Origin of the sequence: Exiguobacterium sp. 9-2 (assembly GCF_036287235.1) — a bacterium.
In the GTDB taxonomy this organism is placed as follows: Bacteria; Bacillota; Bacilli; order Exiguobacteriales; family Exiguobacteriaceae; genus Exiguobacterium_A.
This window is the reverse complement of sequence record NZ_CP142850.1, coordinates 2,964,463-2,985,492: the sequence shown is the minus strand read 5'-3', so window position 1 is coordinate 2,985,492 and position 21,030 is coordinate 2,964,463. Positions and strand designations below refer to the sequence as shown.

The following is a 21,030-nucleotide window of genomic DNA, read 5'->3' as shown; positions in this document are numbered from 1 at the left end:
TTTTTGTGGTGTGAAAAACTTATTTCCAGTCTGCGATGTCGTTGATCGGTAGGCGAACCGATGGGTATCCTGCATCTACTGCTTTACCGATTGAAAGCAACATGACTGGGAGGTAACGCTCTTTTTCAAGACCGAATGCTTCTGCGATTTGATCTTTCTCGTAACCACCGATTGGGTTCGTATCATATCCGTGCGCACGAGCGACGAGCATCAATTGCATCGAAACGAGACCTGAGTCGATCAAGATGCTATCTTTCAAATCGTTTGCTGAGATACTGCTGTACATGCCTTGGATCGCAGGTACTTGGCGATCGCGTACTTCTTGTGGCATGAGCCCTTTCGCAACAGCTGTGTCGTAGATGTTTTCGAGTTGATCGACTGCGTTCATGTCACCGAAGACAGCGATGACAGCAGAAGATGTCTCGACTTGGACTTGGTTGAATTTCGCGAGTGGTGCAAGTGTTGCTTTTCCTTCTTCGCTATCGATGACGAGGAAACGCCATGGTTGCATGTTGACGGAAGAAGGTGCAAGTGTTGCTTCTTCAAGGATTTGTGTCATTTCTTCTTTTGAAATTTTTACGTTCGTGTCGTAGTTACGAATCGAGCGACGTCCTTTAACGATTTCCATGAAGTCTGTTTGAGTTTGCGTTGCCATATTAAATCGACTCCTCTTTTAGTTTAGGTAATGCGTCAGCGTTTGCTTCGATGCGCTGAATCATCTCAGCTAACGTCCGTTGTTCTTCAGCAGAGAATCCTTCGAGTAGATCCTCGAGAAACTCATCTTTTTGTTCGCGTAATTGAGCGATGCGCGTCGCCCCTTGTTCCGTTAAAGAAACAAGAATCACCCGATTGTCAGCAGCTGAACGCTCGCGAGCAATCATCCCGGTCGATTCCAGGTGCTTGAGATGACGGGTCACTGCCGCATGATCCACATTGACGCGTTTTTGTAACTCTTTTTGGCTAATCGTTTGATCGACTTGTAGTTGAGCGAGTAGATCCATTCGAGTCTGACTAAAACCATCCGTACAGAGATCGAATTTTTGAGCAATCGTCTTATTGACAGAAACGAGTGCATAGATCAATCGTCCTTTTTCAGTGCAGGAGATACTCAATCCATCACATCCTTCCCTTCGTTCGAAGAAACCTTTGACGTATCAAAGATTGATATGTAAACGAATATAACGTGTTTAATTTGATGGCGCAACTTATTTGCTTTTAACATAAAAAGAGATATCATTCACGCGGAATGATATCGAGTCAGGCGACTTAGCTAATTTGGCGTTTAGACGCTGGAATTCCTTTTGCATCAATCGCTGCAATGATCCGACGGAAATAGAACAACCAAAATTGCAGGAACGGTCCGATTAAGAAAATCGAGAGGATTGTACCGAAGAAAACAGGACCACCGAGCAACCAGCCAATGCCGCATGCCGTGACCTCCATGATCGTCCGCATCAGACGAATCGACGTTCCAAATCGCTCTGCAAGTGTCAGCGTCAACCCATCGCGTGGACCGGCTCCATATCCGACAGCAACATAAAGACCTGCCCCCATGCCGATGATGAAGATGCCGAAAATCAACCAGATCGTATTCAACCAGATCGACTCAAAAGAGGGTAAGAGATGAGAATTAAGGACAAGATTCATGAAGACACCGACGAAGATCGCGTTGACGAGTGTTCCAATTTGTGGTGTGACGCGGTCTAATGTGTACTTAACGAACACGAGTAATAGACCAACGAGCAAAATAATCGTTCCGACGGACAGTGGTGTTTTCTTTTGGAGACCGAGATGCAATACATCCCACGTCGAGACACCGAGTTCAGCAGTGATCATCATCGATGAGCCGAGAGCGAGTAAAAATAAACCGAGTAGGAAGAGTCCCCACTTTAACGTAGCGCGTAATAACCAGGAAGCACGATGACGCGTCATGTCTAACACCTCATTTCTTAAAAATAATTGATTCGTTAACTGTATCATGAGGAAAGTAGAAGAAGAAAGACGAAATTTTCCGTTTTTTCCATCTTAAGAAGGAGGGGAAGGTCGAAAGAGAAACGTATACTGAAGAAAAAAGGAGATGACAGGATGAAAGCGATTCGACACCTGATTCGTTTTACATACATAGAAGCCGTCTGTTGCGTCTTTCCCGTCATGATTTTCGCAGCGCTTGCTCTTTCACGTTATCTTCCTGCTGAACCGGTCGCTCGATACGATCTCCTGTTGCTATGGTGTCTTCTCGTCCAAATCGTCTTACTTGTCACGCGTTATGAAACGCTGGAAGAGTTCAAACTGATCTTACTCTTTCACGTGATTGGTCTAGCACTTGAACTGTTCAAAGTGAACGTTGGGTCTTGGAGTTATCCGGAACAGGCTCTAACGAAAGTGGCTGGTGTTCCTTTGTATGCAGGATTCATGTATGCAAGTGTCGCAAGTTATGTCTGTCAAGCGTTCCGAAGATTTCATTTACGCTTCACAGCATTTCCACCACCTTGGCTTGCGATCAGCGTAGGCAGTCTCGTCTATCTCAACTTCTTCACACACCACTGGATCTTCGATGCACGCTGGCTATTGATGGTCCTTGTCGTCCTTGTCTTCTATAAGTCATGGGTTCATTTTACGATCGAGCAGACGATCTACCGGATGCCGCTCGTCCTGTCTTTTTTACTGATCGCGTTCTTTATTTGGATCGCTGAGAATATCGTGACGTTCTTTAAAGGGTGGGTCTATCCACATCAGGAAAGAGGATGGGAAGTCGTTGATCTCGGAAAGTTGTCTTCTTGGTTCCTGCTTGTGATCATCACGGTCCTGATCGTCATCGTCGCGAAATACAAGCAACGGGATCCGGCTGTGGAGATATATCAGCGTACATAGATAAAAAACATGACATTTCGTTTGTGATGGAGCGCTTCGATGTTCAACGTTCGTTCTAACATGTGGACGACAACTTGAGCGTGTTTGGCTCAACCAGTGACGAGACGGGAAATTATTGAAAAAAGAGTGAAACATTAGAAGTTTTAAGCCGTAGAGTAAGGTGAGAACTTATTTTTCAAGGAGGACCTTACTCATGTCATCTCAATTAAAAAAAGCAGCGAAGGAGTCGCTCAGCGGTCGTTGGGGATTTGCAGTCCTAGCTTTTCTGCTGTTTAGTATTATTCAGGGTGTTCCTAATTTATTTGGATCGGATATCGATGAGCCGTCTAGTAGTATAGATCTCGTTGTATCATTGGTGTCGATTTTATTGATTCCAGTAGGAGTCGGTTGGACATGGATTGCCATGTCGATTGCTCGTGGCGAAGAAACGAAAGTGACGGATTTGTTTGAGCCATATGGTATGTTCCTGAAAGTGGTGGGGCTGGCCATTGTTCAGTTCATCTTTATCGCGCTCTGGACGTTACTCTTAATCATCCCTGGTATCATCAAGTCATTCTCTTACTTGTTGACGTACTACATCCTTCGGGATGAGCCGTCAATCGGTATTCTCGAGGCAATTACACGCTCACGGCAACTCATGGATGGACACAAGATGGAAGCATTCTTGCTCTTCTTATCGTTTATCGGTTGGGCGTTGCTTGTCATCGTTACGCTTGGTCTTGCTGTCCTATGGGTCGGACCATACTTCAGTGTCACGCTTGCCAAATTCTACGATCGTATTCGTGGGGAGCAGGCGCCAGAGCAGACATCAGATTTCGTCGCACCATACTAATTCCGAATCCCGACACTACGTCGGGATTTTTCTTTGGAATAAATCCGATAGGAAAAGACGGTTTAATGGTTGCTTTAGTTCAATGAATTCTGTACGATGAATGCAACACATCTTATCTAGAGAAGTCGAGGGACTGGCCCGAAGACACTTCAGCAACCCCGCTATGGCGGAAGGTGCTACTTCCAGGAAGGAATACCTTCTGAAGATAAGAGCGGACAGGACAAGATACCGTCGCTCTTTTCGAACTTCGAAAAGAGCGTTTTTTTATGATAAGGGGGACGATGGAGTGGAGTATGGTTTTTGGTTACCGATTTTTGGGGGATGGCTACGTAACGTCGAGGATGAACAGATGCCAGCAACATTCGATTATGCGAAACAAGTCGCACAAACAGCTGAACGCATCGGCTTCTCGACGACGTTGATTGCGGAATTGAACTTGAACGATATCAAAGGCATCAAGGAACCGAGTCTTGAGGCATGGACAACGGCAGCGGCGATTGCTGCAACAACAGAACGCCTTGAGATCATGACAGCGGTTCGTCCCGGGTTCCATAATCCAGCGACGACGGCGAAGATGGCGGCAAACATCGATCAGTTGAGTGGAGGGCGATTTACGCTCAATGTCGTCTCAGCCTGGTGGGCAGAAGAAGCAAAACAATACAACGGTATTTTTACTGCACATGATGAGCGCTATGCCCGGACGGAAGAGTTCGTCACGGTCATGAAAGGACTATGGGCAGATGCGTCACCGTACAGCTTCTTCGGTAATCACTACACGATCGAACAGGCAGAACTCCATCCGAAACCCGTCCAGCGTCCGGGGATTAAGCTCTACGCTGGTGGAGAGAGTGAAGCCGGAAAACGGACGATCGTCGAACATTGTGATGCCTACGTCATGCATGGAGGCACTGTTGAAGAAGTAGCTCATAAAATCAATGATATGAAAGTACGCCGGGAAGCGACGGAACACGCACCGCTTGAGAGCTTCGGTCTTGCTGCCTACATCATTTGTCGGGATACGGAAGAAGAAGCGCTTCTTGAGTGGCAACGCATCACGGACGTTAAGGAAGACAGCGCCGGTTATGCCGGTTATCAAGATTTCATCAGTAAATCACAACTCGAACAACAGGTCGAACGAAATGATTATTCCGTCTCGAACCGTGGTCTGCGACCGAACTTGATCGGAACACCAGAACAGATTGCCGAACGGATTCTAGCGTTCGAAGCCGTTGGTGTCACGTTGCTCTTGTTACAATTCTCACCACAACTCGAAGAAATGGAACGCTTTGCCCGTGACGTAATGCCACTGGTCGAAGCGAAACGAAAGGTAGGTCAACAATCATGACAAAAATTCATATTCTCCACGAAAACCAAGAATGGACGGATCATCTCATCAAACGTCTCGAAGAACTCAAGTTGCCGTACGAGCAGTGGCACTTGAATGAAGGAATCGTACCGTTAGATGAACTGCCGCCAGAAGGTGTCTTTTACAGTCGTATGAGTGCGTCTTCGCATACGCGGGGGCATCGTTATGCGCCAGAGTTGACGGAAGGGGTCCTCGCTTGGTTAGAAGAGCATGACCGCACTGTCTTTAACGGAACGCGTGCGCTCCGTCTTGAAGTCAGCAAAGTCAATCAATACACAGCGTTACGTAAGGCTGGGATTCGTGTACCAAAGACAACGGCTGCTGTCGGACGTGATCAAATCGTACAAGCAGCAAAAGAAATCGGTGTTTCGTCATTTATCACGAAACATAACCGTGCCGGGAAAGGTCTCGGCGTCCAGTTATTCCATTCGATTGAAGCACTTGAAGCTTATCTCGATGGTCCGACATTCGACGAACCAGTCGATGGCATCACATTGATTCAAGAGTATATCCAAGCACCAGAACCGTACATCACGCGCTGTGAGTTCGTAGGTGGAAAGTTTGTCTACGCGGTTCGAGTCGATACATCAGAAGGTTTTGAGCTTTGCCCAGCGGATGCATGTGTGATCGAAGACTTGTTCTGCCCAGTCGGGGAAGAAGCGCCGCAAACGCCGATGAAGTTCCAAATCGTTGAAGGCTTCGATGATCCAATCATTGCAAAGTACGAAGCGTTCCTCCATGCGAACCAGATTGCGGTCGCAGGTATCGAGTTCATCAAGGATGCGTCAGGTACGATCTATACGTATGACGTCAATACGAATACGAATTACAATTCGGATGCTGAGGCAGCTGCAGGACGCTACGGCATGCTCGAACTGGCGAAGTTCCTCGGTGCAGCACTTGAAACAAGCACAGTAAAATAAGAATCGGCTCCCGCCCTGTCACCGGACGTTACAAGACCGGATGACGGGGTATTTCTATAGAAAGGGGGCGGATCTATGATTACGTGGAGAGAAGAACGACAGCTCGATATCCCGATTGAGGAAGCATGGCACTTGTTTGATCACACGCGGCTGCAACGTCTGATTCCGAACGTCGTCCAGCATGAAGTGATTGAACGAAAACCGGGTGTCGTCGGTTCGACGTATCGTCAAACATACATGCAGGGCAACCGACTCGAAACCTACATCGTGACCGATTTAGCCTATACGAATGAGCCGGACTTTAAACAAAATACGATTGGATTCACGTTAGCTAAAATATTCAAGATTGAGATGACGTTTACGCTCAAACCACTTGGACACGCTCGTTGTCTGTTGATTTATACAGGAAAAAATGAAGGGGCAAACTTTGTTGGGAAAAGTCTCTTGTCACTCGGTGGCGAACGAGAAAACGAGAAAATTGTTCAGGGCTTGTTGCAACGTGTCGAAGAAGAGGCAGCGAAACAAAAGAAGAACAATGCATGAAAAAACGGATTCCCGCACTGGGGAATCCGTTTTTTCATATCTTATCGATTCGTATACGATTTATGACCACTCGGTAAAACGGATAGGCAGTCGATACCTTGATAACATTCTCGTTTTCTATCGCTGGATCGAGCGATTTTGGATTATCAAAAAGCTTAGTTATCGACTACTATTTTTAAGTATAAATACGGTTATTAAATTTTCATTTAATCCAAAGATTATATCGTTACGATAGTAGACGCAAACGAGAAATCTGTGAATCATTTTGCATCTCATTCAGTGGTCGAAACCGAACGGCTCGTAATTCTTGTTGATCAAGCGATAGTTCAGGATCGATCCCGAGTCGAGGTTCAGGACTATCTAAGACACGGCGAACGAGAAAACATGTCTCTGTTCCTTGATCAATTGAAATCTCGTAAAGTTTCCGTTCGACCGTGACGTGAAGATGCGTTTCTTCTAACACTTCTCTCATGATGGCTTGCTCTTTTGTTTCACCATTCTCGACACCTCCGCCGGGTAACGTCCAAAATGTCCGGGAAGAGGTATGTAATTTGACCATTAGAATCTGTTGCTCTTCAATCAACGCAGCGCATACGCGATGTCGCATATCGCATTCCTCCTTCAACGTGTTCAAAAAAGAGACCGAAACGACAGTTCCGGTCTCTTTCAAAATCATTGTGCGTATAACGCTGTCAATTGCTGTTGGATCGTATCGTTGTTCAAATACTCATCGTATGTCGTTTCTTTATCGACGATACCGTTTGGTGTCAACTCGATGATCCGGTTCGCGATCGTTTCGACGAACTGGTGGTCATGCGAGCTGAAGAGCATTGCGCCTTTATAAGCGATCAAACCATCGTTTAGTGCCGTGATCGATTCGAGATCCAAGTGGTTCGTTGGATCGTCGAGTACAAGGACGTTAGCACCACTGAGCATCGCTTTTGAAAGCATACAACGGACTTTTTCGCCCCCAGATAAGACAGATGCTTTTTTCATGACTTCTTCTCCTGAGAAGAGCATCCGACCGAGGAATCCACGGAGGAACGTATCGCTCTCATCTGCCGGTGAATACTGACGGAGCCAATCGAGGATCGTCTTATCCGAGCCTTCGAAGAATTCCGAGTTATCTTTCGGCAAGTATGATTGGGAAGTCGTGACGCCCCATTTGAATGTACCGCTGTCCGGTTCCATCTCACCCATAAGGATTTTGAATAGTGTCGTGATCGCGATATCGCTCTGGCTGATGAACGCGACTTTATCCGTCTTGTTCAACGAGAAGCGGACATTATCAAGGACTTTGACGCCATCGATCGTCTTCGAGAGACCATCGACCATCAAGAGGTCATTTCCGATTTCGCGTTCTGGCGTAAAGCCGACGAACGGATAACGACGTGATGATGGACGAATGTCGTCGAGTGTGATTTTATCAAGCAATTTCTTCCGTGACGTCGCTTGTTTCGCTTTCGAAGCGTTTGAGCTGAAACGTGCGATGAAGGCTTGAAGTTCTTTAATCTTCTCTTCTTTTTTCTTGTTTTGGTCACTTGCCATACGCGAAGCAAGCTGACTTGATTCATACCAGAAATCATAGTTTCCGATATACAGTTGGATCTTACCGTAATCAAGATCCGCCATGTGCGTACAGACGTTGTTCAAGAAGTGACGGTCGTGGGAAATGACGATGACCGTGTTTTCGAATCCGATCAAGAATTCTTCAAGCCATTTGACAGCTTTCAGGTCGAGTCCGTTTGTCGGCTCATCGAGTAAAAGAATGTCAGGTTTACCGAACAACGCTTGTGCAAGCAAGACTTTGACTTTTTCAGATCCTGTCAGCTCAGCCATCGTTTTCGAGTGAAGGTCTTCCTTGATTCCAAGTCCTTGTAGAAGCATCGCTGCTTCCGACTCCGCTTCCCAACCGTTCATTTCAGCGAATTCACCTTCGAGTTCAGCAGCACGCATGCCGTCTTCATCTGAAAAATCTTCTTTCATATAGATCGCATCTTTTTCTTTCATGACTTCATAGAGACGTTTGTGTCCCATCATGACTGTTTCGATGACTTGGAATTCTTCGTATTCGTAATGGTTTTGGCGAAGGACGCCTAAGCGTTCGCCCGGTGTGATGATGACATCGCCTTGTTGTGCTTCAATGTCACCAGCGAGAATTTTCAAGAACGTTGATTTACCGGCACCGTTTGCACCGATCAGACCGTAACAGTTACCTGGCGTGAACTTGATGTTAACGTCTTCGAATAATTTTCGGTCCGCAAAGCGAAGACCGACGTTTTGTACTGTAATCATATAGAGATGAACCCTCGTTTCTAGTAAGTGATGTGCTCATTCGAGTGTACCACAAATCATGATCTGTCGTAGAGCAGGCAAAGTTCTTTCCATATTAGGACAGAAATTAAAAATAAGCAACCGGATATTTAAAATAATGAAACATTTTCCAGATGGATGCGTAGAAGAAAGTAAGGAATTCGCTAGAGGAGGGGTTAGATGGCCATCTTTTTCACGTTATTGTTTTTCGCCCTCATCGTTTTGCTTGGCATGGAACTCTATCGCTATATCCAAGAAAAGATTGATAAAGGAGATTCAGAATGAGAGAAATCAAACCGAAGAAAAAAATTCGTCCATCGATGATCATCGCTGGTGTACTTGTATTAGCCCTGCTGGCTACAACGCCGTTCGTCGTCGAACAAATCGAACCCGGACAAGTTGGTGTCGTTTATACCCCGTCAAGCGGTGTCAAAGATGAGACGTTATCGCAAGGCTGGCATGTCGTTTCACCAATCACACGGGTGACGGAGTATCCGATCCGTACACAGACGAAATCGCTTGATAACATGACGCTTGCGACTAAAGACGGAAAGAACATCGTCGTCGACTTTACATACAGCTTCTCCGTTTCGCCGGATAAGGTGACAAAAGTCTTCAACAAGTTCGGACCGATCGAAATCGATGAGATTGCCAAAGGTTACTTGAAACAACGACTCTATGATGCGTCGCGTGAGCAAATCTCGAAAGTTACTGTTCTTGAACTGTTCGGTGAAAAATCAGGAAACGTCTCGACGAGCATTCAGACGCAGTTTGCAGAAGACGTCAAGGACATCGGTTTCATCATCGAGGATGTCGCACTCGGTGCACCAAAACCAGATGAAAAGACACAGGAAGCAATCGATGCGCGTGTCAAAGCGTCGCAGGAACTCGATAAAAAGAAAACGGATCTTGAAATCGCTAAAGCAGAGGCAGAACGTCTTCGCGTAGAAGCAAAAGGAGCAGCCGATGCGCGTTTGATCGAAGCTCAAGGGTTGGCAAAAGCACAAAAAGAATTACAGAAGACGTTGACGAAAGAAATGATTCAATACGAAGCTGTCAAGAAGTGGGACGGGAAATCACCACTTGTCAGTGGATCAGGGAGTATGGTTCAACTACCGATTCCTGACGGTACGACACAAGAAAAAAACTAATTGAAATATGTCTAAGATAAACCGCTTAAAGACCACAACGGCAGACGTGAAAAAAGCAGATTCTCAGCGCTGAGAATCTGCTTTTTGATTAGTGCGAAGCTTGTTCAAAACCTTGAGCGATGGCAATGATGACTTGTGTTGCTTTCACCATGTTATCCACAGAGATGAACTCGAACTTGCCATGATAGTTCTCACCGCCGGTAAAAATGTTCGGTGTCGGAAGTCCCATGTATGAGAGTTGTGATCCATCTGTTCCACCACGAATCGGTTTAACGATTGGCGTAATATCAAGCGACTCCATCGCTGCATGAGCAATATCAACGATGTGCATGTGGGGCTCGATTTTTTCACGCATGTTGTAGTACTGATCGTGTAAGTCGATTTCCACACTACCAGCACCATACTTTTTGTTCCACTCATCGACAAGGGCAGACAAGAAGTGTTTCCGTCCCTCGAAGGCTTCACGATCAAAATCACGAATGATGTAGTCGAGCGTCGTTTTTTCGACCGAACCGTCAAATGAAATCAGATGGAAGAATCCTTCAAAACCATCCGTGAATTCAGGAGACTCTTCTCCGGGAAGACGATCGTGGAACGCCATCGCATGTTTCTGCGAATTGACCATCTTATCTTTTGCTGTTCCCGGATGGACATTTGTTCCGTGGAAGACGATTTTAGCCGCCGCCGCATTAAAGCTCTCGTATTCAAGCTCACCAAGCGGACCGCCGTCGACCGTATAAGCATACGTGGCATCGAACGCTTCGACATTAAAGTGATGTGGTCCACGACCAATCTCTTCGTCAGGTGTGAAGGCAACACGAATGCGACCATGCTTAATTTCCGGATGTGAAATCAAATGATGCATGGCTGTCATGATTTCTGCGATTCCGGCTTTATTATCGGCTCCGAGTAATGTCGTCCCATCTGTCGTCATCAAGGTGTGACCGACGTAGTTGTGCAGTGCAGGAAAATCAGTTGGCGATAGAATGACGGATGGCACTTCACTTAATGTGATGGGATTTCCGTCATATGCTTCCACGAGTTGTGGACGGACATTCGTACCTGTGAAGTCTGTCGCTGTATCGAGATGAGCGAGAAAACCGATTGTTGGAATGTCTGCGTCTGTATTGGCAGGTAATGTCGCCATGACATAACCATTATCATCAACGGTGACTTCTTCCATGCCAATTGTCTTTAATTCTTCTACGAGCAAACGAGCTAGTGTCCATTGCCCTTCTGTCGTTGGAACAGTCATACTCTCATAGTTCGACTGTGTATCGACTTTCACGTATGTAGTTAGACGATCAATCAATTCTTGTTTCAAATCAAAAACGTCCCTTCTCGTCATAAGATATCTTCATCATAGCATGAACGACTAATGTGAGAGAATTCTGAATCATGATAGACTAATATTGAAAAAGGGGGAATTCTTCATGAGAGCATTCGTAGTCGATCAGTACGGAAAAAATGCATCACTTACAGAAAAAGACGTCACACCCGAAAAAGCGGGGAAGTACGAATTACGGGTTCAAATCGAGGGGTCAAGCATCAATCCACTTGATACGAAGATGTTTTTCGGACATGTGGTGGCGGCTTCAACGACTGGAATTCTCCAGGGTGATGTAACGGGGAAAGTGATTGAAATCGGGGAGGGTGTGACGTCTTTTTCTGTCGGCGATCGCATCGTCGCATTCGGCGGTGGACTTGGAAAACGCGCCGGTGCGTTAGCGGAAGAAATGCTTGTGCCTGAACAAATGGCAGTCTTACGACCGGAAGGGGTATCGGCTGAGGTTGCTGGTTGTTTACCGGTGATTGGATTGACAGCAATGGAAATTTTAAAAGAGCGAATCGCGATTACCCCAGGAATCCGCGTATATGTAGCAGGCGGAACGGGTGGAGTAGGACATCTTACCGTTCAACTGGCTCGTCATTATGGATGTGACGTTACAGCGAGCGCCTCTTCTGACGAGAAGGCAGCTTGGCTAGAAGCAAAAGGGATTCGTATTCACCGGTACAAGGAAGAATCAGCTGAAATATTGCTCAAACGACTCGATCTGGATGGATTCGACGTCATCATTGATACAGTGGGTGGTGACCATTTACAAGAATCGTTCATACTCGCAAAAGAGCGGGGACGCATCATTTCGATCGCGACACGGACGACACAAGATTTAACGATGATGCATAGTAAAGCCTTGTCACTCGAAGCTGTGTTCGTCGCGCTCCCGTTGCTAAAAGGAAAAGTAGAGGAGATGAAGCAACAGCAACATCACTTAGCAGAACTCATTCGTTTAGTGGAAGAAGGAGTGATTGAAATACGGATTGAAGAGCAGATTCCCTATGAACGCGATGCGTTAAACGATCTCTATCAACGATTTGATCAAACATCACACTTTGGTAAAGTGAGTGTATATCCAACCCATTAAAAATGATTCGCCATTCATTTTACATTTCCTGTTAAAAATATAAAAAATCCGTTACTGAAAAATTCAGTAGCGGATTTTTTAGATAACACGTCATTTACGGCGAACAAGAATACTTTTTGGATTGAGTTGTGGCATGGAAGGAGGAGTCGGGAAATCTTTCTGCTCCGGCTGCTCCCATACGACTTCAAATTTTTGACGCAACTTGTTGAACGCCTGCTCCACAGCTTTTTTCAATTGTGACGCATCAAGAGCGGGACTATCTGTCGTAATCGCTAGCAGTCCTCCGCGATTCGTCAAATGAATGACTTTTTGGATCCAAAGAGCGAGATCCTGTTCGGTCCGAAACTGACGTGTTCGTGTATTGACTTGTACGGGCGGATGGAACAAGACGACGTCAAAACGAGTCTTCTTATCCGCTTGTTCGATGTAGTCGAACGCATCCTGAACTAAAATCTTCTGTTCCTCAGGAGTAAAACTGTTCAACACAAGATTATCTTTTGTCTTATTTCGACTACGTGTCGAGAAATCAACGCTTGTCGTTTGAGTAGCCTCACCATAAAGGGCAGCTACCGTTAATGTTCCTGTATCAGAAAAGAGATTAAGTACGGTTTTTCGTTCGACGGAATCGAGAAGGATTCGGCGAAGTTCACGTTGGGCAATGTCAAAACCAGTCCGCATACCAGCATCCAAGTCATACTCATACAACACACCGTATTCTTGTGCGACTTCAGGAAAATCGCCTCGTTCCCCTTTCAAAAAGTCGTCGCCTTTGACGGGTTGAAGATCGACGAGGAAATCTCGTTTTTCATAAATGCTTCTGTAATTCAGTAGTGATTCAAGAGCTTCAAGAATCAATGGACGGAATGTATAGATGCCTTCATTTTCGAATGTAATAAGGTAATGATGATCGTAACAATCAATTGTCAAACCACCGATACCATCTCCTGCACCGTTAAAAATACGGAAGGCTTCTGAATACTCTTCAAAAAATTCGTTTCGTTTGTCTAATGCTTGTTCAAAAAGTTGTTTGAAGAAGTCGACATCAATCGCTTTTTGCTCGTCCATTGAGAGAGTCCAACCGACACCTTTTTCTTGCTTGCCAAAATAACCAGTCGCGAGGTATTCTTTATGTTCTGTCATCAGATGGAGCAGTCCGCCTGCCTCTTTGACATGTTGTAAGGCTTCGAACATTTCCTTGCGTAACGCGGGATACCCGCTTCGAATCGATTCAATCCATTCTGGTTTGACGACAACTGGATAAAGTTCACGAGACATGTAAGTTTCCTCATTTCTACTTGTGGATAAGTGGCATAAGTATACCATAAATGGAGTTATCCACATGTGGATAACTGTTATATAAATAAAACCGCTATTCTTTGCACAAGTCAAAGGAATAACGGTTTTTGTTATGATAAGCAGAGAACTAAAAAATCTATAATGATTTGGAGTGAAACATAAAAAATGAAAAAACAAGTTCAAGTCGTAGGTGCTGTCATTCGCAACGATCATAATGAAATATTATGTGCACTTCGTAGTAGCCAAATGTCATTGCCCAACTTATGGGAGTTTCCTGGTGGGAAAATTGAGTTACATGAAACGCCATCACAGTCGTTAGTTCGTGAAATCAATGAAGAATTAAAATGTAATATTAAGGTCAAGCAACCAATCGAAAAAACGACTTACGAGTACGATGCTATTATTGTTACATTGCATACGTTTGAAGCTGAAATCGTAACAGGAGAACCGATTGCCGTAGAACATGCAGAGCTTCGCTGGGTGGCTGTTTCAGACCTTGATCAGCTTGAATGGGCTCCTGCCGATATTCCTGCAGTTGAGTACATTAAGAAAGAGTTTGCCACTCCTTAAACAGTTCAATTGATAGTGGAGAATGAAGTGACCAAGTCACACTAATCGGTTTAGAACCTGTACTTTGAAGATGCTTTAACTGGCCAAAGTATGTGAACGGTAGCGTTTTTCCTTGTTCTTTATCTGCTTTACGCATAAACAAATGAATACGAATTCCTTCGCTCTCATGGTTTTGATATAAAGTACCCGCTTTACCTGTAGCAGTTGCATTACTTTGAGACTGCCAATGGAAACGATATTGATCTAAGAAATAATCGTTATATTTCAGTTGCTCATCAATGGCTTCATCTTTGTGTAAATTCACAAATAAAATGTAGTCGTTACCAGCTTGAGCTACACCTTCACGCCAAGAACCTTCCTGACTTGGTGAACATAGAAGACGTTGGATAACAGAACGATTGTATGTTTGATGTAATAGAAACGCCTGGTCTTCGATCAACCAATTAATTCGATCTGGTAGTTGATGAAATGCAAGTAGACCTGCTTGGATAAAATGCATCATATATGAACGCAATTCAGTTGATTGCTGAAGTGCTTGGACGACTGTATTTGAAAAGCGATAGTGCTCTTCTGATACAGCATCTAGTAATTGAATACGATCATTTTTTAACGCAGTAGACCAGCGTTTAAAAAGATGATGAATAATAGGGCGCTTTGAAAAAGAATGCTTCGTCGATAAGGCAAATTCTTTGAAAACTTCTTGTTCAATATCTTGTACTGAAGCAGAAGAATGACGCAGTAACTGTTTTAAAATCAGTAAGCTGAAAGGCTCACGAATTGGGAATAGTCCTTCGAGCTGTTCAACAATTTTGCGTGTAGTATCATCTTGCAGTAAACGTAGTTCTTCATCGGTAGCATGTTTTTCAAGTTGTTTAAGACGTAATGTACTTCTCCATTGCTGAACAATACTCTCAATAGCTGGTGCGTCTTTGTGCGTAACTAAATCATTTAAACTCGGAGGATTTCCGATCATACGTGTCAATCGTTGATAACTTTCACGAAGCTGTTTGCTAGCTGAAAACTCTATTTTTTTCATTTGTTCAATAATAAATCTTTCTGTAATTGAATCCAGAATAGCTAAAGATCCTTCGGGTAGAATCGGAAAATGTTGTTTTACAGCAGTAGCAATTTTATAACGATCAATAGAATGAAACGATTGTTGACCAGATAACACAAGTGGTGCAACAAAAGCTTTTTGACTATTTCCGATAAAATCTAAAATCGTAACAAATTCTTTTGAGCTGTGTTTACGTAAGCCTCGACCCAATTGTTGAATAAAAATAGTAGGGGATTCCGTTGGACGTAAAAATAGCATTAGATTGACTTTTGGAATATCGACTCCTTCGTTAAACAAGTCAACGGTAAAAATATATTGCAGTGGGTCTTGATCATCCTCTAGTCGGCGAATGGCTTCTTCGCGTGCTTCTTCGGACTGTTTACTTGTAACAGCCATTGCTTCAATCTGATGTCGTTTAAATTCCTTCTCCATAAACTCTGCATGATTGATATTGACACAGAATCCTAATCCAACAGCCTGATTACCACTGAACCCAAATTTACGAATCATTTCAACAATATAATCTGTTCGCGTTGAGCGTTCGAGTGCAACAACCAGATCCTGTTCTACATAAAAGCCGTTTTGTTGAGGAATAAGAGAATAATCAACCGATTCATCATCTTGAATGCCAAAATAATGGAATGGTGAAAGTAAATCTTGTGCTAAGGCATCATACAGACGAACTTCGTAAGCAATATTATAGTCAACGAGCTGGAAGATATTTTGACCATCCATACGCTCTGGTGTTGCTGTTACTCCAAGCAAAAATTGAGGCGTAAAATAGTCAAGAATGTTTTGGTAAGAAGCAGATGAAGCGTGATGGAATTCATCAATAATGATGTAGTCAAACGCATCCCGTAAAAATTGATTAAGGTGAACCTCTTTTGAAAGTGTTTGAACGGTAGCAAAGGTAAATTGTGCATCTTGAATTTGTTGTGATCCTGAATATCTACCAAATGTATAATTTTCATTTGAAAAAACTTGTTTAAATGTATGCTCAGCTTGTGATAATAATTTTCCACGATGTGCAACAAATAATACTTTTTTAGCCTGAGTTTGACGGACATCAAATGCTGCTAAATACGTTTTTCCAGTTCCAGTTGCCGCAATGACCATTGCTTTTGTTTCTTTTCGCTCGCGTAAACGATCCAGTTCTTCTAAAGCCGGAATCTGCATGAGGTTCGGTTCAATAACGTTGTAATCGACAGCGGGTTCGGCAATTGTATCGCGGATAGAAAATGATTTTATAGGTGGTGTTTCTTGTTGGTACTGTTCGTATTGAAGTAATAATTCTTCTGTACAAATAGTCGCTTCTGGGCTGTTCCAAAGTTGTTCAAATAAGTTTTTCGCTTGAGTGACTAATGTTGTAACGGGTGTAGAAGGTATACGAATATTCCATTCCATACCGTGCGTTAAAGCCGACTTTGATAAATTAGAGGACCCAACAATAGCACTATCCAACTGATCAGGACGAGAAAATAAATAGGCTTTCGGATGGAAAGCATGATTTTTTTTTATCGGTTCATAAATTTTTACTTCAATATTTCTGAATTCCATCAACTGTCGGATAGCCTTCGCTTCTGTAATATTCATATAAAATGAAGTCAAAATGCGGATTGATTTGCTTTGAGCTTCTGCTTCCTTCAAAGCTGGGACAAGCGTCTGTACTCCAGAATGACGTGTAAAACTAACCATCCAATCGGCAGCAGATGCTGTCCATAATTCTTGACTGATATGATGCAATAACTGTTCTTGTTCCAGTTGGCCAGGAGCAATGAGTTCCCAAGCACGCAAAGAATTTTTATATTGTGTAGGTAAAGCATGTGTTGTGCTAGTAGTGAGTTCACGATGAAGTGGCAAGTCGATCAGAGGTTGATTTAAATGCATGAGCCATTCATTGACCGTTTCAACCATTTGATCAGGTTTATCTTGTTTTTGGAAATGGTCTAAAGATTGATATAGTACTTGATTGAGGTGTGTAAGTAATTCTGTTGTGTAGTCATGTGCTGGTACAGATACACTTATTGCATCGGATTGTGAGTTAGTTTCAGTTGAAGAACGTAATGTTTCATAATAAGACATGGTTATCCTCCGAATAATAGTAAATGGTATTTAGAATGATTAAATCATCAATAATATACCAATAAGTAGATAAATAAAGTAAAAAATCATCGTTCAACTAAAAAGTTAAACGATGATTTTTGTTTGTTAATTTGAGATTCTCTCTACCACAGCTTCAAGCGATACTTTGACATTACCAGCCAGTGCCCGCGTAATCATACACGAACCTTCTGCTTTTTCAGCGAGACGTTGCGCCTTCTCCACATCACGATCCGACAGATCGGCTGGTAATAAGAGTTTCGGACGATGAATGATCGCATCGTATGTGAAGACGCCGTTCGTGACATCAACGATGCCTTCAGATTCCATCGTTAAGGAGACTTTTGGGATGTTACTACGCTCAAGCATTGCGGCAAGCGTGATGATATAGCATGTAGCAGCTGCCCCAAGTAACATCTCATCTGGATTCGTACCAACACCTGGACCATCCATGGCGTCCGGAATTGAGATTTTTGTTTTTAGTTCACCCGTCTCGATCTGACCAACATCATTGCGATTGCCGGGCCAGTCTGCGGTTAAATGAAAATGGTGCTTCATGATCAATCGCCTCCATGCTTCCATCATACGAAGTTCAGCATGATTTTTCGCCTATTCTGCTCATGTTCAATTAGAAGAGAACGATCAGCTAAAAATTTGGTCGATTTTTTCGATATCCTCTTGTGACAACTGAACATCTAACGTACGCAACGTATCCGTCACCTGATCCGGTCGTTTCGCACCAGGGATGATGGCATCGATACCGTCCTGTGCCAAATACCACGCGAGTACGACGTGTGCGACTTCCGCATTATGTGCTTTTGCGATCGGACGCAGTTGATCGACTTTTGCGAGGTTTTCTTCGAAGACATCTTTTTGGAATAAAGGATCGTTTTTTCGTAAATCATCAAACGTCGTCTCTTTTGTATATTTCCCTGCCAATAATCCAGCAGCGAGTGGGAAGTACGGGACGAAGGACATACCGTTCTCAACGATATATGGGAGTAACTCTTTTTCCGCATCCCGTTTAAACAGATTGTATTCTCCTTGATAGACGTCGACATGTCCGTCCTTATTCGCTTCCTTCAGTTGTTCGAGTGAAAAATTCGAGACACCAATCGCGCGAATTTTTCCTTCTTTTTTCAGTTCAGCAAGTGCAGCGACGGCTTCATCCTTCGGTGTCGATTCATCTGGGAAATGGATGTAATATAAATCGATATAGTCTGTTTTAAGACGTTTTAAACTCTCTTCGACCGATTGACGGAGAAAGTCAGGTGAGTTGTTCATGACGACGTTTCCGTCAACGAACTGATGTGCACCTTTCGTCGCGAGGACGACATCTTCTCGAGCGACCGTGTCGTTCCAGACTTCACCGACGAGTTCCTCCGAACGTTCTGGTCCATAGATGAAAGCTGTGTCGAGGAAATTGATTCCTTGCTGTAACGCGACACGAACGAGATCGCGTCCTGCTTGCTCATCGAGATTTGGATACAAGTTGTGTCCACCGACAGCATTCGTACCGAGACCGATTGGGTGAACGAATAGGTTAGATTGACCGAGTTGAACATGTTTTGTCATGACAATGACCTCCTTAAACGATATCGAGTGGTTCTTTTTTTGTTGGTGCTGGGAACGCTTGATCAAGTGCAGCTAGCTCTTCTTTTGTTAAATTCAAAAGTGCGGCGCGACCGTTGGCTTCGACATGATGTGCTTGTCCTGCTTTAGGAATTGCGATGACGTCACCTTCACGCATAGTCCAAGCAAGTAAGATCTGTGCCGGTTCAACACCATGTGTCTCAGCGAGTTCCTCGACGGTCGGATGATTCAGGAGTTGATCACGCAGTGAACCACCTTCAGCTAGTGGGCAATACGCCATTACTGGAATACCATGTTCGCGTAGTAACGGGAGCAGTTCATACTCGATTCCGCGTGAGCCGAGGTGATAGAGTACCTGATTGACAGCACACTGGTCACCGTTTGGTAGTGTCAACAGTTCTTTCATGTCTGATACGTCAAAGTTCGATACACCCCAACGGCGAATCTTGCCCTCTTGTTTTAAGGCTTCCAGTCCTTCAACGGTTTCCTTTAGTGGAATGTCGCCACGCCAGTGAAGAAGATAGAGATCAAGATAATCCGTACCGAGACGTTCAAGCGATTTGGAACAAGCTTTTTTTAACGCTTCCCCACCAGCGTGATGAGGATAGACTTTCGAGACAAGAAAGACTTCTTCGCGTCGATCAGCGATCGCGTCGCGAATCAATTCTTCAGAGGCGCCTTCCCCGTACATCTCTGCCGTATCGATGAGTTCCATTCCGCTATCGAGACCGACACGGAGTGCTTCGATTTCTGCTTCGTGCTTCTCCGACTCTTCCCCCATCCGCCACGTGCCTTGTCCGAGTGCGCGCACATGTGTCTGATCGGGAAACGTCACTGTTTTTTGCTTTAACGCAGCAAGTATCAACGTCTTTTCTGTTGTGTTCATCGTTCTTCCTCCTTTAGTAGAGAGACAATAGTAGGATTTACCACGCGAACTCCGAACAAAAACGTCTTCTTCACAAGAAGGAGATGTCACCAATGCTCAAATAAAGGACCGTGATCACCGAGTACAGGATCTTGACCGGGACGTATCACCTGACGAATCCGTTGAAGATTTTCCGGACGTTCACTTGTTTGCCCGGTCAGTGTGTCGTAGTCTTGACCATTCGGATAGGCACCGATCACACGGAAGTGTCGACTTGTATCAAGTGCTTTGTGTCCTGTGCCTGCAGGAAGTAAGAGAACATCTCCACTCGTCAAGGTGAAGGTCTTACCGAGTGGACCACCGAGTTGGACGGTCGCATGTCCTTCGAGGATACCAATCACTTCATGAGCGATACTATGATAATGATGAAAGTCAAAAATGCCATCCACCCAGCTATTGCGCCAGTCATGTGAATGGAAAGTCTGTTCGATGCGTGACGGTTCTTCAAATGCATGCCGATAAATCAACACCGGAAAATTAGGGTTATTCGGAATATGTCCGTCATCCTCAAAGTAAAATACCTCAACACGCATCTTCGTTGCTCCCTTCTCTGATGTGGTACAAAGTAATAATTCCCTCTGTAATTACCCGTATTTAAATATCATCAATCGTCCGAGCATCTTTATGGCGTAACGAATCGGGAGGTGCTACGATGCTTAAGTTAACGAAATTACAAAGGAGGCTTTCCGATGATCGCCATCGAAGCAAAGTTAGAAGTACAACCCGCAAAACGAGAAGAATTTTTAGCAGCAACTAAAACATTAGTAGAAGGATCGCGTGCTGAAGCTGGAAACATCAGCTACGATCTGTTCCAAAGTACAGAAGACGAAAATGTTTTCATGATGATTGAAAAATGGGAAGACCAAGCTGCGATCGAAGCTCATAACACAAGTGCTCATTTCGGACAATTCGTTGCATTTGCTCAAACAGCTCTTGCTAAACCATTGAACGTTCAATCATTCCAAGCATAATGAAACGAGTTAGAAGCGAATGTAACACATAAGGAAGGTATTCTAGGTTTTATGACCTAGGATATCTTTCTTTTTTGTTTTATACAACGCGCT

The 21,030-nt window shown here is 44.2% G+C and carries 21 protein-coding genes and 1 riboswitch; of the genes, 9 read left to right on the top strand and 12 right to left on the bottom strand.

All coding sequences use genetic code 11. From position 1 onward, the window contains the following. Positions 1-19: 19 nt before the first annotated feature. The 3 genes from VJ374_RS15585 to VJ374_RS15575 form a co-directional block, all read right to left on the bottom strand. Positions 20-655 carry a nitroreductase family protein gene (locus VJ374_RS15585; protein ID WP_035411851.1) on the bottom strand — a complete coding sequence of 212 codons (636 nt, stop codon included), beginning with the start codon at positions 653-655 and terminating at the stop codon, positions 20-22. A 1-nt stretch (position 656) separates the two neighbouring features. Beyond that, positions 657-1,112, bottom strand: a complete 456-nt coding sequence (locus VJ374_RS15580; RefSeq protein WP_035411854.1) for a MarR family winged helix-turn-helix transcriptional regulator — start codon at positions 1,110-1,112, stop codon at positions 657-659. A gap of 154 nt (positions 1,113-1,266) precedes the next feature. Further along, positions 1,267-1,932, bottom strand: coding sequence for a YczE/YyaS/YitT family protein (locus VJ374_RS15575; protein WP_035411857.1), 666 nt, complete (start codon positions 1,930-1,932; stop codon positions 1,267-1,269). 153 nt (positions 1,933-2,085) lie between these two features. Here VJ374_RS15575 and VJ374_RS15570 point away from each other — a divergent pair, with 153 nt between their 5' ends. The 5 genes from VJ374_RS15570 to VJ374_RS15550 all read left to right on the top strand — a co-directional run bounded on the left by VJ374_RS15570 (position 2,086) and on the right by VJ374_RS15550 (position 6,535). Further along, positions 2,086-2,871 (top strand): DUF817 domain-containing protein, encoded by a 786-nt coding sequence (locus tag VJ374_RS15570; protein ID WP_308102313.1) that lies wholly within the window; start codon positions 2,086-2,088, stop codon positions 2,869-2,871. A 193-nt stretch (positions 2,872-3,064) separates the two neighbouring features. Beyond that, positions 3,065-3,703 (top strand): DUF975 family protein, encoded by a 639-nt coding sequence (locus tag VJ374_RS15565; protein ID WP_035411859.1) that lies wholly within the window; start codon positions 3,065-3,067, stop codon positions 3,701-3,703. A gap of 109 nt (positions 3,704-3,812) precedes the next feature. After that, positions 3,813-3,915: riboswitch (SAM riboswitch) on the top strand. A 74-nt stretch (positions 3,916-3,989) separates the two neighbouring features. Continuing rightward, the gene (locus VJ374_RS15560; RefSeq protein ID WP_329469574.1) at positions 3,990-5,048 is read left to right on the top strand and encodes an LLM class flavin-dependent oxidoreductase; all 1,059 of its coding nucleotides are present in this window, start codon (positions 3,990-3,992) and stop codon (positions 5,046-5,048) included. Next, positions 5,045-5,992 carry an ATP-grasp domain-containing protein gene (locus VJ374_RS15555; RefSeq protein WP_329469572.1) on the top strand — a complete coding sequence of 316 codons (948 nt, stop codon included), beginning with the start codon at positions 5,045-5,047 and terminating at the stop codon, positions 5,990-5,992. Before VJ374_RS15560 ends, VJ374_RS15555 begins: the two co-directional genes overlap by 4 nt. A gap of 75 nt (positions 5,993-6,067) precedes the next feature. Continuing rightward, positions 6,068-6,535 carry an SRPBCC family protein gene (locus tag VJ374_RS15550; protein WP_056064751.1) on the top strand — a complete coding sequence of 156 codons (468 nt, stop codon included), beginning with the start codon at positions 6,068-6,070 and terminating at the stop codon, positions 6,533-6,535. A gap of 226 nt (positions 6,536-6,761) precedes the next feature. Here VJ374_RS15550 and VJ374_RS15545 read toward each other — a convergent pair whose 3' ends face one another. Both VJ374_RS15545 and VJ374_RS15540 read right to left on the bottom strand, forming a co-directional pair. Continuing rightward, positions 6,762-7,142, bottom strand: a complete 381-nt coding sequence (locus VJ374_RS15545) for an NUDIX hydrolase (RefSeq protein WP_329469569.1) — start codon at positions 7,140-7,142, stop codon at positions 6,762-6,764. Between the two features lie 65 nt (positions 7,143-7,207). After that, positions 7,208-8,830, bottom strand: a complete 1,623-nt coding sequence (locus VJ374_RS15540; protein ID WP_035411871.1) for an ABC-F family ATP-binding cassette domain-containing protein — start codon at positions 8,828-8,830, stop codon at positions 7,208-7,210. 299 nt (positions 8,831-9,129) lie between these two features. On the opposite strand from VJ374_RS15540, the gene VJ374_RS15535 reads away from it, so the two are divergent. Beyond that, positions 9,130-9,999: a prohibitin family protein gene (locus VJ374_RS15535; protein ID WP_058713675.1), complete on the top strand. Its 870-nt coding sequence runs from the start codon at positions 9,130-9,132 to the stop codon at positions 9,997-9,999. A gap of 88 nt (positions 10,000-10,087) precedes the next feature. Here the strand turns inward: VJ374_RS15535 and pepT are convergent, their stop codons facing one another. Next, positions 10,088-11,323: a peptidase T gene (pepT, locus tag VJ374_RS15530; RefSeq protein ID WP_035411883.1), complete on the bottom strand. Its 1,236-nt coding sequence runs from the start codon at positions 11,321-11,323 to the stop codon at positions 10,088-10,090. 109 nt (positions 11,324-11,432) lie between these two features. On the opposite strand from pepT, the gene VJ374_RS15525 reads away from it, so the two are divergent. After that, complete coding sequence (locus VJ374_RS15525; protein WP_329469565.1) at positions 11,433-12,425, top strand: zinc-binding dehydrogenase; 993 nt, start codon at positions 11,433-11,435, stop codon at positions 12,423-12,425. A gap of 90 nt (positions 12,426-12,515) precedes the next feature. On the opposite strand, the gene VJ374_RS15520 is transcribed toward VJ374_RS15525, so the two are convergent. Continuing rightward, the gene (locus VJ374_RS15520; RefSeq protein ID WP_329469563.1) at positions 12,516-13,700 is read right to left on the bottom strand and encodes a class I SAM-dependent rRNA methyltransferase; all 1,185 of its coding nucleotides are present in this window, start codon (positions 13,698-13,700) and stop codon (positions 12,516-12,518) included. Positions 13,701-13,886: 186 nt separating this feature from the next. Between VJ374_RS15520 and VJ374_RS15515 the strand changes: the two genes are divergently transcribed. Beyond that, the gene (locus tag VJ374_RS15515) at positions 13,887-14,291 is read left to right on the top strand and encodes a (deoxy)nucleoside triphosphate pyrophosphohydrolase (protein ID WP_035411892.1); all 405 of its coding nucleotides are present in this window, start codon (positions 13,887-13,889) and stop codon (positions 14,289-14,291) included. Here VJ374_RS15515 and VJ374_RS15510 read toward each other — a convergent pair. The 5 genes from VJ374_RS15510 to VJ374_RS15490 all read right to left on the bottom strand — a co-directional run bounded on the left by VJ374_RS15510 (position 14,266) and on the right by VJ374_RS15490 (position 20,499). Further along, positions 14,266-17,430 (bottom strand): DEAD/DEAH box helicase, encoded by a 3,165-nt coding sequence (locus tag VJ374_RS15510; RefSeq protein ID WP_329469562.1) that lies wholly within the window; start codon positions 17,428-17,430, stop codon positions 14,266-14,268. The two genes, VJ374_RS15515 and VJ374_RS15510, sit on opposite strands and share 26 nt — an antisense overlap. A 126-nt stretch (positions 17,431-17,556) precedes the next feature. Further along, complete coding sequence (locus VJ374_RS15505) at positions 17,557-18,009, bottom strand: OsmC family protein (protein ID WP_155960205.1); 453 nt, start codon at positions 18,007-18,009, stop codon at positions 17,557-17,559. 81 nt (positions 18,010-18,090) lie between these two features. Further along, positions 18,091-19,023, bottom strand: coding sequence for an aldo/keto reductase (locus VJ374_RS15500; RefSeq protein WP_329469559.1), 933 nt, complete (start codon positions 19,021-19,023; stop codon positions 18,091-18,093). A 13-nt stretch (positions 19,024-19,036) separates the two neighbouring features. Then, entirely contained in the window at positions 19,037-19,927 is an 891-nt protein-coding gene (locus VJ374_RS15495; protein WP_329469557.1) for an aldo/keto reductase, read from the bottom strand. 86 nt (positions 19,928-20,013) lie between these two features. Beyond that, positions 20,014-20,499, bottom strand: coding sequence for a cupin domain-containing protein (locus VJ374_RS15490; RefSeq protein WP_290755279.1), 486 nt, complete (start codon positions 20,497-20,499; stop codon positions 20,014-20,016). Between the two features lie 156 nt (positions 20,500-20,655). On the opposite strand from VJ374_RS15490, the gene VJ374_RS15485 reads away from it, so the two are divergent. After that, on the top strand, positions 20,656-20,937 hold the full coding sequence (locus VJ374_RS15485; protein ID WP_329469554.1) for a putative quinol monooxygenase: 282 nt from the start codon (positions 20,656-20,658) through the stop codon (positions 20,935-20,937). Positions 20,938-21,030 lie beyond the last annotated feature (93 nt).